The organism is Paenibacillus ehimensis NBRC 15659 (genome assembly GCF_004000785.1).
GTDB lineage: Bacteria > Bacillota > Bacilli > Paenibacillales > NBRC-103111 > Paenibacillus_G > Paenibacillus_G ehimensis.
In genome coordinates, this window is the sequence record NZ_BILX01000005.1 from 48,767 (window position 1) to 64,847 (window position 16,081).

At 54.9% G+C, this 16,081-nt stretch carries 13 protein-coding genes; 5 read left to right on the forward strand and 8 right to left on the reverse strand.

Annotated features, from left to right (window positions below):
- Positions 1 to 120: 120 nt before the first annotated feature.
- Positions 121 to 1,071 carry a sugar-binding transcriptional regulator gene (locus PEH01S_RS04455; protein ID WP_025849016.1) on the forward strand — a complete coding sequence of 317 codons (951 nt, stop codon included), beginning with the start codon at positions 121 to 123 and terminating at the stop codon, positions 1,069 to 1,071.
- A gap of 43 nt (positions 1,072 to 1,114) precedes the next feature.
- Positions 1,115 to 1,453, forward strand: a complete 339-nt coding sequence (locus tag PEH01S_RS04460; RefSeq protein WP_025849015.1) for a hypothetical protein — start codon at positions 1,115 to 1,117, stop codon at positions 1,451 to 1,453.
- Positions 1,454 to 1,540: 87 nt separating this feature from the next.
- On the opposite strand, the gene PEH01S_RS04465 is transcribed toward PEH01S_RS04460, so the two are convergent.
- The 7 genes from PEH01S_RS04465 to PEH01S_RS04495 all read right to left on the reverse strand — a co-directional run bounded on the left by PEH01S_RS04465 (position 1,541) and on the right by PEH01S_RS04495 (position 8,659).
- Positions 1,541 to 2,302 carry a Cof-type HAD-IIB family hydrolase gene (locus tag PEH01S_RS04465; protein WP_025849013.1) on the reverse strand — a complete coding sequence of 254 codons (762 nt, stop codon included), beginning with the start codon at positions 2,300 to 2,302 and terminating at the stop codon, positions 1,541 to 1,543.
- Positions 2,303 to 2,347: 45 nt separating this feature from the next.
- Entirely contained in the window at positions 2,348 to 3,394 is a 1,047-nt protein-coding gene (locus tag PEH01S_RS04470; RefSeq protein WP_127484089.1) for an ABC transporter ATP-binding protein, read from the reverse strand.
- A complete protein-coding gene (locus PEH01S_RS04475) occupies positions 3,391 to 5,148 on the reverse strand; it encodes an ABC transporter permease (RefSeq protein WP_127484090.1) in 1,758 nt (585 codons plus the stop codon). Before PEH01S_RS04475 ends, PEH01S_RS04470 begins: the two co-directional genes overlap by 4 nt.
- A gap of 19 nt (positions 5,149 to 5,167) precedes the next feature.
- Positions 5,168 to 6,247, reverse strand: coding sequence for an ABC transporter substrate-binding protein (locus PEH01S_RS04480; protein WP_127484091.1), 1,080 nt, complete (start codon positions 6,245 to 6,247; stop codon positions 5,168 to 5,170).
- 116 nt (positions 6,248 to 6,363) lie between these two features.
- Complete coding sequence (locus PEH01S_RS04485) at positions 6,364 to 7,221, reverse strand: Cof-type HAD-IIB family hydrolase (RefSeq protein WP_127484092.1); 858 nt, start codon at positions 7,219 to 7,221, stop codon at positions 6,364 to 6,366.
- Between the two features lie 27 nt (positions 7,222 to 7,248).
- On the reverse strand, positions 7,249 to 7,983 hold the full coding sequence (locus PEH01S_RS04490; protein WP_025849006.1) for an MBL fold metallo-hydrolase: 735 nt from the start codon (positions 7,981 to 7,983) through the stop codon (positions 7,249 to 7,251).
- A 196-nt stretch (positions 7,984 to 8,179) separates the two neighbouring features.
- Positions 8,180 to 8,659: an NUDIX domain-containing protein gene (locus PEH01S_RS04495; RefSeq protein ID WP_025849004.1), complete on the reverse strand. Its 480-nt coding sequence runs from the start codon at positions 8,657 to 8,659 to the stop codon at positions 8,180 to 8,182.
- A 119-nt stretch (positions 8,660 to 8,778) separates the two neighbouring features.
- Here PEH01S_RS04495 and PEH01S_RS04500 point away from each other — a divergent pair, with 119 nt between their 5' ends.
- From PEH01S_RS04500 to PEH01S_RS04510, 3 genes are all read left to right on the forward strand, one after another.
- A complete protein-coding gene (locus tag PEH01S_RS04500; RefSeq protein ID WP_127484093.1) occupies positions 8,779 to 9,624 on the forward strand; it encodes an Rpn family recombination-promoting nuclease/putative transposase in 846 nt (281 codons plus the stop codon).
- 202 nt (positions 9,625 to 9,826) lie between these two features.
- Positions 9,827 to 12,415, forward strand: coding sequence for a YhgE/Pip domain-containing protein (locus PEH01S_RS04505; protein ID WP_127484094.1), 2,589 nt, complete (start codon positions 9,827 to 9,829; stop codon positions 12,413 to 12,415).
- Between the two features lie 106 nt (positions 12,416 to 12,521).
- Positions 12,522 to 14,063: a hypothetical protein gene (locus PEH01S_RS04510; RefSeq protein WP_174807098.1), complete on the forward strand. Its 1,542-nt coding sequence runs from the start codon at positions 12,522 to 12,524 to the stop codon at positions 14,061 to 14,063.
- A gap of 65 nt (positions 14,064 to 14,128) precedes the next feature.
- Here the strand turns inward: PEH01S_RS04510 and PEH01S_RS04515 are convergent, their stop codons facing one another.
- The gene (locus PEH01S_RS04515) at positions 14,129 to 16,039 is read right to left on the reverse strand and encodes a beta-N-acetylhexosaminidase (RefSeq protein WP_127484096.1); all 1,911 of its coding nucleotides are present in this window, start codon (positions 16,037 to 16,039) and stop codon (positions 14,129 to 14,131) included.
- Positions 16,040 to 16,081: the final 42 nt, after the last annotated feature.

Consider the following 16,081-nt stretch of genomic DNA (forward strand, 5'->3'; position numbering starts at 1 on the left):
TCGGCAAGGTAAATTTGAATAAGGGCGAAGTTTTACGGTTTCTTAACTTGACCCTGCACCGGATTGCCCTTATAGTAACTACAAATGTATGCCTTGAGAACAAATGTTAGGCGGTCGTTCATGTTAAATTCCGAGGAAAAAAAGCTGATCGTGAAAATCGCGAAGCTGTATTATTTCGAAGCCTGGACGCAGGAAAAAATTGCGGCGAAATTCGGCATTTCACGGCCCGCCGTCTCCAAGCTGCTCCAGAAGGGGCGCGACGAAGGAGTCGTGGAAATCCTTATTCATGACGATACGCTGGAAACCAGCGATCTGGAGAAGGAAATCGAAGCGGCCTTCGATCTCAAGCAAGCGATCGTTGTGCCTGCCCGCGACTTGAAGCAGGAGCTGGTGTACAACACGGTCGGCAAAGCGGCGGCCGGTTTCGTACTCAAGGCGATGAAGCAGGCCGGGCGCATCGGCGTATCGTGGGGAACGACGCTGTACCACGTCGTGAAAGAGTTTCCTTTTGAAAAGAAAGAGAACCTCAAGATCGTCCCGCTTGTCGGCGGGATGGGCAACGACAAGACCGAAATTCACTCCAACCAGATCGCGTACGAGCTGTCCAAGAAACTGGGCGTAAAATGCGAATCGCTCTATGCGCCTGCGGTGGTGGAAACCGAAGAGCTGCGGGATAAGATCGTCGGGCTTCCGAACATCTCTTCCGTATTGGAGGAAGGCAAGCAAATCGATCTGGCCCTGGTCGGCATCGGGAATCCGTTTGCTATGTCGACCATGGAGGAGATCGGCTACTTGAACCAAGAGGTGCTGGAGCAATTGAAGGCCCTGAACGCGGTGGCCGATATCAATTCCCGCTTTATCGATCGAGATGGAGCCCTTTGCAACCATCCCATCAATAATAAAGTGATCGGCATGGAGCTGGAGCATCTGAAAGCCGTGAAGCTGGTTATCGCCGTCGCGGTCGGACTGCACAAGGTGGATAGCATCCTTGCAGCGCTGAAAGGCAGGTACGTGCATGTGCTGATCACCGACGAGCCGACCGCGTCCAGCCTCGCCGCGAAGTTAAAATAGAACCATGATCGCAGCCGAACGAACCGGCAATGGAGGGAGCCTCATGAAAGAAACCCGGCTGGAAACTTTTCTGTACTGTAACGATTGCAAGCAAGAGCAGGATCATGTGATCAGCTACCTGAATAAACGGATCTCCGAGATTGAGTGTCAGGTGTGCCAGCGACGGCTTTCCATGCAGATCGATCTTTCGCACGAGCTGTACGATGAGCTGTTTACCAGAATCCGTACCAAGCCCGCCAGAATGACCGAAGAGTACAGGCGTCATGTCAGCCAGTTTCTGCTTACGCTTCCGGCAAGGGTCGCCAGCAAGCCTTACCGGGTGTACCGGGAATGGAAGGAAATTCGCGGCTTTTTCCATAAGTATCGGGCAAGAAAAGGCTGAGTGCGGCCGCCAGGCTATTCCCCTATCCGCACAAAGAAAGAACCTTCAACCCGCGAAAGCGGATTGAAGGTTCTTCTATTATACCGCCTACAACAAGCCCACAAGCTCCAGCCCATACGCAATGCCGTCACGACCGACATCTTTTGTAATATAACGCGCCACTTTTTTCACGGACTCCGGCGAGTTCCCCATCGCCACGCTGTGGCCGACATACTGGAGCATCTCCAGATCATTCAGGTTGTCGCCGAAAGCATACACCTGCTCCCGCCGAAAGCCGAGCTTGGCGATGAACCGCTCGATGCCCTGCGCTTTGGAGCCGCCGAAAGGAAGCACATCCGCGGACAGCCGGTGCCAACGGACAAAGTCCAGCTCCCGGAACCGCTCGATGTAGCCGGATTCGTCCTGCCCGGTGCAGAACAGCATCGTTTGGTAAATGTCCCGGTCTGCGTAAAAATGCGGATCGTATTCGGGATGCGGGTACTGCAGCGTTCCGATGCTTTCCTCGATGTAAGGGTGATGCCTGCTGCTGCTTCGCATCCCTTCGTCGTCCAAATAAACGAGCGGATGACCGCGGTGCAGCGCATATTCCGATAACGAACGGATGACCTCCGTCGGAATCGGGTTCGTATAAATCAGCTTGCCGTGCAGCATCACATATTGGCCGTTGAAGCCGACGAAGGAATCGATGCCGAGCTCGCGGCGCAAAGGCTCCAGCATGAACGGAGAGCGGCCTGTCGCAAAAGCGATCTCATGCCCCGCCTCCTTCAGCGCAAGGATGGCTTCCTTCGCGGAAGCGGGCAGCCGCTTGTCATGATCCAGCAACGTCCCGTCGATATCAAAAAAAACCATGCTTCGCGTTCGGGTCACATCAACACCTCGGTGTGTAGTAAGATTCTATAGCTGTTCTTCAGCCGGTAAATGAAGAGAGACCTTATCGTGCAGTTGAAATGGCAGCGGCGAGCTGATTTCCCATTGACCGTCCTCGGACCGGACATGGTAATGGAATTCTTTTCCCTGAAACTGCACGTTCGTCACTTCACCCGAAATTCCGGCTTGCTCCGGAGAACCGAGCTTGAACTGATCGGGGCGGACCGGGTACATGCCGCTCGACTTGAAATAATCGGCGACGCGGGCGCCCTGCCACTGCACGGTACCGTCCGAGCCGATCGGCACAAAGCTGTCGCGGTTCCAGCGTCCGCGGACCAGATTGGCCTTCGATACGAACTTCGCGACAAATTCGGTTTCCGGACGAAGGTAAATGTCCTGCGGCGTCCCGATTTGCTCGATGCGTCCCTCCTTCATCACGACGATCCGGTCGGCCATGGCGAGCGCTTCGCCCTGATCATGCGTCACGTACACGATGGCCGTTCCGGTCTGGCGGTGAATCGCTTGAATCTCGCGGCGCATATCCATGCGCAGCATGGCATCCAGGCTGCTGAGCGGCTCGTCCATCAGCAGCAGCGACGGCTCGGCCGCAATCGCGCGCGCAATCGCCACCCGCTGCTTCTGCCCGCCGGACAGCTCGTGCGGCATGCGGCCTGCGTGCTGCGCCAAGCCGACCATCTGGAGCACGCCCGCAATCCGCTCCTGCTCCCTCTCGCGGATATGCGACGGCGTTTCTTTATGATGGCGGATCGGAAACCGGATGTGCTCCGTTACATTCATATGCGGCCAAAGGGCAAAAGCCTGAAACACCATACCGATTCTCCGCTTCTCCGGCGGCAGGCTGAAGCCCGGCTTCGCGACCGTCGTCCGGTTCATGCGGATTTCCCCGGCAGTCGGCTGCTCGAAGCCCCCGAGCATGCGCAGCAGCGTCGTTTTGCCGCAGCCGGAAGGACCGAGAATGGCGACGAACTCGCCCTTCTCGATCGTTAAATTCAAAGGCTTCAGCGCCTGAAAGGCTCCGAACGTTTTGCTGACTTCCATTAATTGAATGCTCATGAAGACTGGACTCCTTTTTGGACTGAGAACTTCCGGACCAGATGCAGCAGCCCCATTCCCACCATAATCAAGAGGACGATCAGACTGGACAATGCGGTAGAGTACAAGGTATTCCCGGCTTGCTCGAAGCCGAAGATCGTCACGCCGATCGTCTGCGAGCCGGTCGACCATAATAGCGCGGACACCGTAAGCTCCGTGAACGCCGTCAGAAAGACGAGGAATGCGCCGCTCAGCAGCCCCGGCAGCAGCAAGGGAAGCAGGACGAAGGCCCACTTCTTCCAAAATCCCGCGCCGAAAATATGCGCCGCCTCCTCCATCGAAGGATCGATTTGCGTGAATGCCGTAATGCCCGCCCGCACCTGCAAAATCATGAACCGGCATACATACGCGATAAACAAAATGCGGATCGAGCCGTAAATGCCGGGGTTCCAGCCGGGAATCGGCTGCATCCACGCGAAGATCATCGCGAGACCGAATACGATCCCGGGCAGCGTATAAGGCAGGGCTACGGCAAGCTCCGCCGATTTGGTCAGCCATGAAGGCTTGCGCACCCGTACATAAGCGAGCAAGGAGCCGAGCACGAGACAAATAACCAGCGTCGTCGCCGATAGCGTCAGACTGTTTTGGATCGACTGCCATACTTTTTCGTTTTCCAGCAAAATGTATTTATAGTTCGAAAGCGTCAAATTCGCCGGTTGAAAAGGAAGCCCGTACGCTTTTTTCAAAGAAAGGGCGATCATGGACAAGAGCGGCACGACCGTGATGACCGCGAGAAACGCCCATACCGCCGCGGTGACCCAAGTCCGATGCTTCCCCAGCGCAAAGCGCGGGCTGTGATCGACGATGACCGTATCGGCCGCTTTGATTTTGCGGACTGCGAGCCATTGCAGCAGCGTGCCGATGATGGCGATCACTCCGAGCATGACGGATAAAGCGGCGCCGCGGGAGAAGGCGGACGGGCCGAAGCCGATAATCTCCTCGTAAATGAGCGTGCTAAGCACGGAAATCTGCTTCGGAATGCCCAGGAACGCAGGGATTCCGAAGTTGTCGAGCGAGGCCAGAAACGCCAGCAGCCCGCCGGCCGTCAAGCCGGGCAACGCCAGAGGAAGGGTGACCAGACGGAACGTTTTCCATCTTCCGGCCCCGCTGGCTCTTGTCGCCCATTCCAGATCGCGCGGGATTTTTTTCAGCACATCCACGGTCAGCAAATACACCAGCGGAAAGTGATGAATCCCCATGACGAAAATAATGCCGCCGTAGCTGTACATGCTCCAAGGTTTGGCATCCGGGTTCACCAGATGCAGCAGACTGGCCGCAAGCCCTTGGCTGCCCATGAAGGAAGACCAGGACAGCGTCAAGACATAAGACGGCAGTATAAAAGAAAGCAGCATCGCCATGTGCAGCGTCTTCTTGTGCTTGATGTCGCTGTAAGCCATCAGCCAAGCCGCCAGCACGCCGAGCACAATCGAGACGAGAGAGGAACCGGCCACGATGACGAACGTATCGTTTAACGTCTTCCACAGGCGGCTTTGCTGCAGCATTTCCGAGTAGTGCGCCAGCGTCGGACCGGCGCTGCCCTGCATGCTTAAAACGATCAGCTTGCCGATCGGCAGGACGAAGAAGACGAGCAGAAGAACAAGGGCGACGCCTATAAGAACCCGTTTCAGAAGAAAGGAAGGAAAGGATAAGGGGGCGGGCTTGTCCCCCTTCCCCCCTTGGGTCCGTTCAAACGGAATTTGTTTGGAATCGATCATGGACTATGCGCTCCGCTTCTTACTGCCCGAAGACGGAGGTGAACTGTTTCTTGTCCGCTTCACGGGCTTCCGTCAGTTTGGAAATCTCCGAGGAAATGACTTTAAATTGATTGATGCTTTTCAGTCCTTTCGGGGCTTCGACGCCTTCGCGGATCGGCGTGTACCCGATGCTGGATGCCAGCTTTTGACCGTCCTCGGACAGGACGAAGTCCACGAACGCTTGGGCCGCTTTTTCATTGGCCGCATTTTTCAAAATGCCGATCGGCTCGGTAATGACCGGAACGCCTTCCGACGGATACACCAATTCAACCGGGGAGCCCTTCGCCTTCTCGCGGGCGACGAGATAATCGACGACCATGCCGTACGATTTCTCCCCGCTTGCCACGGCGTTCAGCACCGCGCCGTTGCCTTTGACGACCGAGACGTTGTTGGCCTTCAAGCTCTTGAAGAAATCCCAGCCGAAGCCGTCCGTGCGGGAGAAGACGCCGACGTTATACGCCGCTGCGCCGGAGTACAGCGGACTCGGCATGATTCCGGCATCCTTGCTCTCGGCCGCGGCGAGCGCCTTCCAGGAAGTCGGCGGCGTTTTTACCTTTTGGGTATTGACCGCAAGCACGGTGGCCATCACCTTCGTACCGGAGTAAGCGCCGTCCGGATCGACGAGATCTTTCGGAACTTTCGCCAGCTCGGGCGATTTATAGGAAGCGAGCAAATTTTGCTTTTTCAAGCCTTCGAACGTCACGGCGTCGGCCAGCAGGAGAACGTCGGCTTGCACTTTGCCCGCTTGATTCTCCGCTTGCAGCTTCGCGGTCACTTCCTCGGTACCGGAGCGGAAGCTTTCCACCTTCACGTCGGGATATTTCTTATTGAAAGCCGCGACGAGCTTCGTGACGTCGTCTTCCGGCTGGGACGTATAGAACGTAAGCTTGCCTGAAGGGATGTTCGCATCTTGTTTGGGCGCTTCTTGCTTGGCAGGCTCCTGCTTCCCGCCGGGCTGCGCTCCTTGGTTCGCCGCCGGCTGCCCGCTCGTGCCGCAACCGCTGAATACGAGTAATGCCGTCAAGCTCACCAGTAAAGAACCTTTTTTCAACAACCTCATTCTCTCCCTACGCAATGGATTTGTATGTGTATATGTTCAGTATATAGAGCATTTGTCAAACGGCTGTTAACTTGAATATCAACATTTATAAATATCCTACATACCGATCGAATAACTCAGGATAAAAGATAGCGCCGGACCGCTACGGCCACGCCGTCTTCCTCGTTGCTTGCCGTCACCGCGTCCGCAGCCTGCTTCACCCGGTCGCTGCTGTTCGCCATCGCAATGCCGAGCCCAGCCCACCCCAGCATGTCCACATCGTTGTCGTAATCGCCGATCGCCGCGACTTCGGCCGCGTGCATCCCGTATATTCGGCAAAGCGCTTCAAGCGCCGTTCGCTTGCTGATGCCGTCCGCATTGATATCGAAGCGCCGCTGTCCCGTTTTCGTCAAAGCCAATTCGTTCCACGACCGCAGCTCGTCATACAACTTGATCAGCAATTCGGGGTCTTCGCTAATGACCGTCGCCTTGTATAACGGCTCGGACGCCGCTTCGGCAAACGCGGCCAGATCGCCCGTCTGCTTCACCTGAATGAGGTCGGCTTGCTCCCGGTAGTTCTCATAGGTTAACGGCCTGTCCGGGTCGACGACGACGTTGGCCAGCGGCCAACTTGCGTTCATCTCGTTCATTTGCTCCACAAACAGCGTTCGGTAACCGTAAAAGTGTACATAGGCGCCGGCTTCCGCCGCCTGCTCCGCGATACGCCTTGCCGTTTCGGGCCGGATCGGAAAGCCCTGCACCCGTTCGCCGGTTTCCGCATCCAAGATGACGGCGCCGTTGAAGGCAATCAAGCAGCCGTGCATCCCCACGTGCCGGGCGTGGAGCCAGACCGATGCGGGGAAGCGTCCCGAAGCGATGGTGACGTTCACCCCCTTTCGAATCGCGGCTTGCAAAGTGTCGCGAACGGCAGGCGTGATGATTTTGCTGCGGTTCAGCAGCGTGCCGTCCATATCCAAGGCAAGTAATCGATACATGGCTTCGCTCCGTTTCAAAAGTCTAGGTCAAACCGTGTACATGCTGGCCGAGTCGGGCAGATACACCGGGCCGCCGAAGACGGCGCTTGCCGTTTGCTTCATCAGCTCGAAGTTCCCGTCGCTGGGCAAATGCACGAGCACCAGCTTCTTCACGCGTGCTTTCTCGGCAATCGCGGCCGCTTGACCGGCGTCCATATGTCCTTGTCCCGTTGTGTGATAACTGCCTTCGCAAATCGTCGCTTCACAGAGGAAAATATCCGCGTCCCTGGCCAGCTCAATCAGCGATTCGCAATAGGAGGTATCGCCCGAATAGACGAGGACCTTGCCTTTGTACGTGATTTTGACCGCAAAACAGGAAATCGTGTGCTCGACTGGGACGAATTCGATATCCGCGCCCGCGAGCCGGACCTTCAAATCCGGGCGGATCGGCGTAATGTCCGAGTGCGGACCGTGCAGCTTGACGAGCATGTCCGACGGCTCCTCCGGCGCAAAGAGCTTGAGCCTCTCGCTCATCCGGTTATTGCGGAGAGCTCCGACGGCGGCGTACTGCAATATCCCGATATCCGCCATATGATCGTGATGCAAGTGGGACAGAATGACGCCGGACAGCCGTTCGACACTCGTATGATAAGGAAGCCGGCTCATCACCCCGCTTCCGCAATCCAGCAAAATCTGTCCCTCGTCCGTTGTGACCAAGTATCCCGCAGTTGCTCCGCCGGCAGAGGGATACCCTCCCCAGTAGCCTAAAATCGTTACCTGCAATGCCTTCACCTCAAGTTGTCGTTTTCCATCGCTTTTTACATTTGTTCTTGTCGTGTACATTTGTCATAAATATAGGTCCAAAGGGGTGGAGGGTCAAGTTAAGATACTGTAAATGACCCGGACAGATTCGGGCACATCAAGATGTAACGTATGCAAAAAGAACCCCGTCATGGCGCCATGACGGAGCTCCTTTACGTTACCGATCCGGTTCGAACAGACGATAGACGGTCCTTTTGGCCGTGCTCGGCTCAGACTTGACTTGCTGTTTCTGCAAGATGACATCCCCTTGATTGCGGGCGGCATCTCGTATCCTTTGCACGGTAAATTTGGAGATGGGCGCAGGGAGCTTATCCACCAAGAAAAATCCGACTTCCGCGATTTCTTTGCCGTCCGGTACGGGCGTCCCCTCCCATTCGGTTACTTTAAAGTCAAAAACATAGGCATTGCGCCCGGATAAATAATAGATGCCCGACAACGTAAAATCGGCCGGATGCATCGCTACCTGGATTTCTTCCTGGCATTCGCGGATGGCGGTTTCCCATGCCGCCTCGCCTTCCCTTTGCCGGCCTCCCGGCAGCCCCCATTTCCTTTTCCCGTCCGCATGACGAACCAGAAGAACCCTGCCGGCATCGTCGAAGATGACGAAGCCCGCCCGAATGATTGTTTTTGACGGCATAACCGCTCCACCTCCCCTGGATGTAGTGTATGCTGCCAAGGTCTAAAAAGAGCGAGGCCGATTTTGATGTCTAACGAAATCGCAGCGTGGTATAATGTTAGTGATTGGAGATGATCCGAATGACGGAACTGCTGGACCCGCGGAACGATTTTGTGTTTAAACGAATTTTCGGCAGCGAAGAGAACAAAGATGTGCTGCTGGCCTTTCTGAACCATACGTTCATGGAGGCAGGCGAACCGCCGCTGACCGAGATCGTGCTGCTCAATCCTTACACCGAGAAAGACGCTCCATACGATAAGCAATCCATCTTTGACATCTGGGCCAAAACCGCCGAGGGCAAGCTGATTAATGTCGAGATGCAGCTGTTCAACAAATATGATAACGAAAAGCGCACCTTGTACTATTGGGGGAAACGTTACTCCAGCCAGCTTCAAGAGGGGCAAACCTACAAAGCCTTGAAGAAGTGCGTCACGATCAACATTTTGAATTTTTCTTTCCTGCCCAACGACCGTTACCACAGCGTCTTTCACCTGCGGGAGGATCATACGCTGATTCCCCTCATCGACGACCTTGAGGTGCATTTCATCGAGCTGCCGAAGCTTGACGATCGCGCCGTTCCGGTGGAAGGCGGCTTGGTCAACTGGCTGTTGTTCCTGAAAGGCGTAGATAAATCCAACTGGGAGGTGCTGGCCATGAACGAACCGACATTGAAGAAAGCGATGACGACGCTCGAATTCCTGAGTCAGGACGCCGAAGCCCGCAGGCTGTACGAAGCAAGGCAAAAATATTTGCACGACGAAGCCTCGATGATTGAAGGAGCGCGGACGGAAGGAAAAACCCAAGGAATATTACATGGAAAAATTGAAGTTGCCAAAAACATGCTGTCGATGGGCCTGGACATTCAATTGATCATCAAGGCGACCGGATTATCGGAAGAAGAGATCCACGCCCTGAAGCCGATGTAAGCCATCTTCGGATACGAACGCCAGCCTTGCGGGCTGGCGTTTTTGCTATTTCTCGCCCCAAAAAATGGAACAAATATTGACGGCACGGAGATTCTCCCTACGATATCGCTTCAAATGCACCCGGAATGTTGTATAATACTATACTATACTTAAAAATATAGGGAGTTTTGTTCTCCCGGCACGATGAAAGGTACAGATAACGATGCGAAAAGTTTCTCTACGGACGGTACTGCGCATATATACTCACGATATCCGGCGTATTGTTACGAATTGGGTCACCCTGACGGTGGTCTGCGGACTCATTCTGTTGCCATCGCTTTACGCCTGGATTAACATTTATGCTTCCTGGGACCCCTACGCCAACACGAAGGGCATCAAGGTCGGGGTCGTCAATAACGACAAGGGAGGCACGCTGCGAGGGGTTACCTTCAACATCGGGGACGAAATCGTTCACTCGCTGCAGCAGAACGAGAAGCTCGGCTGGACCTTCTATAATACGAAGGACGAGGGCATAGCCAAGGCGGAACATGGCGAGGTGTACGCCACCATTGTGATTCCCGACGATTTTTCGCTGAAAATGAGCACGATGCTCAGCGACCAGCCGGTTAAGCCCGAATTGGAATATTATGTGAACGAAAAGGAGAATGCCATCGCCGCGAAAATGACGGATGCGGGCGCCTCGACGATCCAGCGGGAGATCAGCACCTCCTTTGTCGAGACGGTGACGACAAAAGTATTCGAAAAGCTGAATCAAGCCGGAGCCGAGTTGGATCAGAAGTATCCCGAAATCGAAAAATACAAAAATTTGCTCTACACCCTGAACGAAAATATGCCGAAGCTGAACCAAAATCTGGATGAGATGCTGAACCGGGCGGAGAACGGCTTTACCCAGCTGGATAAGACGGCAGATCATGTTCCTGCGGTTCAGGATACGCTCGGCAAACTGATCGAGCTGAACGACGGATTAAGCAAGGATATGTACAAAACCAGCGACGACTTGAAAGAAATCGCGCCGGATTTGCAAGAGAACCTGTATCTGCTTCAGACCATTTTCAATAAATTAACCGAGACGACCGAGGACGTGAACAACCAACTGACGGTGTATAAACCGGAGGTGCTCACCCAGCTCGACAATGCCGTTACAGATCTCGATCAGCTGCAAGAGCGGGTGAAGGATACTTCGGAGCAGCTTGAAAAAGCCGGCGTAACGGTGCCCGAAGAGACCCTTGCGATGGCGAGCGACATTGCAATCGAACTGAACCAGTTCCGGGTGCTTCTGTTAGATTTAAAAGCGAAGATCAAGGATGTTAATGCCGTAGAGAATATTTTAAGTAAGCTGCAGCCGATCAACGACCGGGTTTTGGATAAGATCACCAAATTCCAGAATGCCGTCAACGAGCTGCTTGCTCCGATCGACGAAGCCTTGAATATCCGGACATTTGCCCGCCTGCGCGACAATCTGGAAAAAATGCGGCAGCTGTCTTCCGACATCAGCTCGTTTACCCGAAATTTAAGTACGACGCTGGCCTATAAAAAGGCCGATTTGGACAGCAATCTGTCGCGAAACATCGAAACGATTAGCGACATGATCAACAGGATTCTTAAAAATGCCAATTCGTTGGCCCAATCCTCCGCCAAAGGTTCGTTTCAGCTCAGCAAAGACTTGAAACGTCTGGCCCAAAGGCTGGAGGAGTGGAAAGGCAAGACGGCCGATCTCCGGAAAAATATCGCAAACAACCAAAACCTGGAGAAACTGCTGCCGGATCTGGCCCGGATGAACTTTGCGATTGCGGGAGATATCGGCAAAGTATCGCTTGCGCTCGACCAAACCCTGTTTCCGAAAACGGAATCTTATCTGCAAAAAGGCTCGATCCTTCTCGCCGATGTGAATGCGATTCTTGGCAACACGCAGGACGATTTGGCCGCAGCGAAGGATTTGATGACCAGCATGTCATCCGGGGGCAAAGTGGCGGTGGACGATATCCGGAATTTCAAAGAGCGTGTGCCGGATCTTCAGCAGCGCCTGAGCGACCTGGCGGCGGTCTTCCAAAAAATCGACAACACGGTTGATGTCAAGGACATGATCAAGCTGCTGCAAAACCGGGGCATTGCAGACACCAACTTCCTTGCTCTTCCGGTAACGATGAGCACGCACCCGTTATTTCCGATCGCCAACTACGGAGCGGGGATGACGCCTTTTTATACAACGCTGTGCTTGTGGGTCGGTTGTCTGCTGCTCACGTCTCTGCTCACCGTCAAGTTCCAACCGGCGGATTTCAGCTTTACCTCGCATGAAGAGTACTTGGGCAAATATCTTTTGTTTGCTACCTTATCCGTGCTGCAGGGACTTATCGTGGCGCTTGGGGACATCTTTTTGCTGAAAATCCACATTCAGGAAGCCGTGTTATTCGTCGGACTCACGCTCTTTTACTGTGTTGTATTTTCCATGATCGTGTACACGCTGGTTACGCTCTTTAACAATATCGGCAAATCGATCGGCGTTGTCCTGCTGGTGCTTCAGCTCGCCGGCTCGGGAGGCACGTTCCCGATTCAGGTGACACCGGCTTTCTTTCAAACGATTCATTCCATGCTTCCATTTACCTATGCGATCAGCGGGCTGCGGGAAGCGCTCGCCGGGGTAAGCTACCCGACGCTGATGAGAGACGTCTGGACGCTGGTCGGATTTTTCTTCGCTTTTTTGGTCATAGGATATATGTTCAAGCCGGCGCTTACGTCCTTTTTGAGCAAATATTCCAAGCAGCTGCATCATTCCGGGGTCATCGGACATTGAAGGGAAACGCCAGCCTCCGAAGGTTGGCGTTTTTTCTTGTATGCCTGAATTGCCGTAGGTCTACTACCGATAAATAAGGTTAGAGAAGCTCGCCCCAAGGGAAAGGATGATTGGATTGAAGCCGAATACCGGAGATATATATTGCGTATTCGTCGAGCAGTTGCAGCGCTATGCCGCGTGTCAGGTGACCCGAATCGAGGAAAAGACTAAGCCGCTGGCCGCCGTGCTGGAGCTCGACTGGACCGGGGACAAGCTGCCCACGGAAGAAGAGCTCGACAAGATGAAACCGTTATACTGCGATTATTACTTCTGGAATAACCGGCTTGATCATTCGTATGTCACAGCGCAGGTTCCCAAACATTACATTTTCGCAGGAAACCGGCCTCCGCTTATCACGGAAGAAACAAACAGCTATACAGCCAATTGGCATATAGGCAGAAGTATAGTCAACCAATTGAAGTGGCAGAGCATTCCCGAAGCGCGGCGCCGCTCGTTCAAGGAAGCGGCAAAGGACAATACGCCGGTTGTCGTCGTGGGCGACGTGCAGTTGGCCCGCTCGACCAGCGCAGTCAATCACGTCGCCCTTCGGCAGTTCTCCGACTTGTCCGTCCTGGAGCAGTTTCCCTGCCTGACGCGCATCGCCGCCGACCGCCCCTACGAGTCGCTGCTGCCGTTTGTAAACGGCAATCCGTTTATTTACGAGCTGCAACTGGAGAACCACGGCTGCACGTCGATCGACCTCCGAAGCAGCAGCTTGGAGCGCCTGATCCTCCAGGCGGATGGGTTGGAGGAGCTGTATTTAAATAAAGAAGTAACCTTTCTTTCATTAACGGGCACGCCATCGTCCAAGCTGAAAATCCATGCCGAGAACGGCGGACAATGGCTGACGGCCGCCTTTACGGACAATGCGCCGCCGGTATGCGGTCTCGAACGTTTGGCCGGATTGCATGTAACAGGGGCGAAGGAGCTGGACCTGGAGCTCATCGTGCGGAGCTACCCTCATTTGAAGGAGCTGCGTCTATGGGGCAAGCCCGGCAACGTCGTTAATCTTCAGCAGCTCGAACAATTAACGAACCTTACAATATTCAGCACCTACGATATGTTCGGCTTCTCCGGCGAAGCATTTCCCGGTCCGGACCGGCTGCCCGACCTTACTTGGTTGTGGATGACCAGCTTGCCCGCCGATGCCGCCAAAGCGATTAAGGACAAATACAAGAAAGAAGTTCCCAAAGGTCTGGACCTGTCGATCACCAAGCCGCGCAAGCCCGAATGGCTGGCCGAAAATCTCAATAACCCTTTCCGCGACTGGGACGGGCGAGAGCATATCACGGCGGCCCAAGCCAAGAAAGCGATGAATCAATACAAAAAAACGCTGGCGGGCATGTCGGCATTACCGGAGCAAATCCGGAGCGGCGGCCTAACGGCAGCCGAGGCGGAGTCCGCGCTGGACGCGTTAGTGTCCGACTACACCAAAGCGTTCAACCAAATGGACCGCCGCAGCGGCTTTATCGAAACGGTGGAGCGCGAGGAAATTTATACGGTGCTGGAGGATCTGTTAAGCGGAGCACAGGAGACGTTGTCTGCCGCAGGCATCGAGGTGGACGCAGATAAGCTGTTCGATACTTTCGATAAGCTGCGCGATTTTTAACAAGCAGCAAGAAAAAAAAGGGAAGCCCCGCTGCAGCAGCGAGCGCTTCGCTGGCTTCATTTCGTTTAAAAAGGATTCATCACATGGAAAAAGACATTCGGCGACGCCATCCGGTAATAGTAGCTGCACCAGCCGACGCCGCGGTTGTTGAACCGGTTGGACGAGCTGTACACGAGCCGCTCCTGCTCCAGCTCTTCGATCCGTTCGATCCGGCCCTCCACATAGTCGAGCAGTCTTAACGAAGCCGTATCCAGCCGGTTGACGACTCCGCCGTAGCGGATGTCGATGACTTCCCAGCCGAACGGCTTGAACATCCGCAGCCATTGGGCGCGATGCGCGGCCCGCAGTTCCCGTACCGCTTCCGCAATCTCCGGCAGCACCTCCGTCGCGATGCGTCTCAGCGTCCCCGTATCCTTGGCGTCGTACGCCCGTTTCAGCACGATGCCGATCTCGCTTTTCCGCTTCAGCACGCCGCACAGCTTCTCCGGCACCTCGAACAAATAATCCAGCTCGGCCTCCTTGACGCGCCGGCTGCGGATGTCCTGCTCCACCTTCGCATAATGCGCGGACAGCTCCAGTCCTTCGATTTGCTTGTCGAACAGCCCGAGCAGCACGTCCTGGTACAGCAAAAACTTGGAAGGATTGCTCTGCATCCGGTTGTTCGGCTCGGAGCCGGGCACCTCGTCCAAATCCTTGAACGTCAGGAAGGCGCCGGCCTCGATGCCGGTGCAGAACTTGACCCGCTCCGCGAGCTTCGCCGGATCCGGCTTCGCTTCCGAATACGCGTGCTCCGCATAGAGCTGCATGCCGAGCAAAGCCGCAAAAGGATTACTCTCCATGCCATCGTCGCCCCACATGGTCGCATAAACCTCGCGGATGCCTTCTCTTTTGCACACCTGCAGCGCGGCGTCGGAGGCGTTCAGCGATAAGCCGTAATTGACCCCGAACGTGTTAAATACCCAGACGGCGCCGGCAAATACCAAGTTGCAGCCGAGCGGACGGTGCTTGGCAATGAGGTTCTCGTAGTCCTCCTGCTCCATGTGGTTATAATCCCAGTATACCATGTCCACATCTTTAGGAATGCGGCGAGCCATCTCCTCCGGAATTTGCGTATCCTTGTCATAATAATCGCTGCCGTTCTGCGAAGCGAGCTTCAGGAACATGTCGCTCCACATCATCGCCTTCAAGCCCCGGCGGCGCGTCATGTCCAGCACTTTGTCCAGATGCGCAATCATAATCTCGAACCGGCTCGTGTAGCCGTTGCGGTCCATATATTTTCCGCGGCCGAGCTCTTCCGCCTCGTCCATGCCGATGTGGATTTTGCGGCTGCGGAACGGAGCGCTGGCGGCCTCGATCATGTTTTCGACCAACTTGTCCGTCCGCTCATCCCCGACCAGAAGCGCGCCTTTCGTATCCTTGTAATGCTTCACCGGCTCCCATTTCAGGAATTCTTCCAAATGCGCCAGGGTCTGGATGCTCGGGAACGCCTCGATGCCGAATTGGTCGGCGTAATCGTCAATCTCTTTCAGCTCCGCTTGCGTGTAGCGGCCGCGCATGTAGCCGAAATAAGGCTCGCTGCTAATCTCGTACGTATCCTCCAAATACAGCATGACGCTGTTTAATCCCATTAAAGCCATCTTGCGAAGCATGAATTTGAAGCTGTCGAGCGTCAGCACCGCATTGCGGGACAAATCGAACATCGGCCCGATCGTGTCGAACTGCTGCTTCTCCCGAAGGTGAAACGGCTCTCCATGGAGGCCGTGCTGCACAAGAAGCCCGAGCCCGCGAAAGAACTGATGCTTTTGACCGTAGCGAATATAGGCCTTCCCCTGCTCCATGCCGACTTCCAGCTCGCCGGCCGACGGCTCGACACGGACGACGATACCGTCTTCCGCCTCGATCATCCGAAGCTCCTGCGACAATTCGCGAATGCCCGGTAATAAAACGTTTAAATCCCCTTCAAACCGCAGCTTCATCTCCTGCTTCCTCTCCTTGGTCAAGTATGCTATCTGCCTCTA

Bases quoted from the DNA above. Each gene is read 5' to 3' on its own strand.
- PEH01S_RS04460 (WP_025849015.1), top strand. From the start codon at position 1,115: ATGAAAGAAACCCGGCTGGAAACTTTTCTGTACTGTAACGATTGCAAG.
- PEH01S_RS04485 (WP_127484092.1), bottom strand. From the start codon at position 7,221: ATGTATCGATTACTTGCCTTGGATATGGACGGCACGCTGCTGAACCGC.
- PEH01S_RS04470 (WP_127484089.1), bottom strand. From the start codon at position 3,394: ATGAGCATTCAATTAATGGAAGTCAGCAAAACGTTCGGAGCCTTTCAG.
- PEH01S_RS04515 (WP_127484096.1), bottom strand. From the start codon at position 16,039: ATGAAGCTGCGGTTTGAAGGGGATTTAAACGTTTTATTACCGGGCATT.
- PEH01S_RS04455 (WP_025849016.1), top strand. From the start codon at position 121: ATGTTAAATTCCGAGGAAAAAAAGCTGATCGTGAAAATCGCGAAGCTG.
- PEH01S_RS04465 (WP_025849013.1), bottom strand. From the start codon at position 2,302: ATGGTTTTTTTTGATATCGACGGGACGTTGCTGGATCATGACAAGCGG.
- PEH01S_RS04495 (WP_025849004.1), bottom strand. From the start codon at position 8,659: ATGCCGTCAAAAACAATCATTCGGGCGGGCTTCGTCATCTTCGACGAT.
- PEH01S_RS04510 (WP_174807098.1), top strand. From the start codon at position 12,522: ATGATTGGATTGAAGCCGAATACCGGAGATATATATTGCGTATTCGTC.
- PEH01S_RS04500 (WP_127484093.1), top strand. From the start codon at position 8,779: ATGACGGAACTGCTGGACCCGCGGAACGATTTTGTGTTTAAACGAATT.
- PEH01S_RS04475 (WP_127484090.1), bottom strand. From the start codon at position 5,148: ATGATCGATTCCAAACAAATTCCGTTTGAACGGACCCAAGGGGGGAAG.
- PEH01S_RS04505 (WP_127484094.1), top strand. From the start codon at position 9,827: ATGCGAAAAGTTTCTCTACGGACGGTACTGCGCATATATACTCACGAT.
- PEH01S_RS04480 (WP_127484091.1), bottom strand. From the start codon at position 6,247: ATGAGGTTGTTGAAAAAAGGTTCTTTACTGGTGAGCTTGACGGCATTA.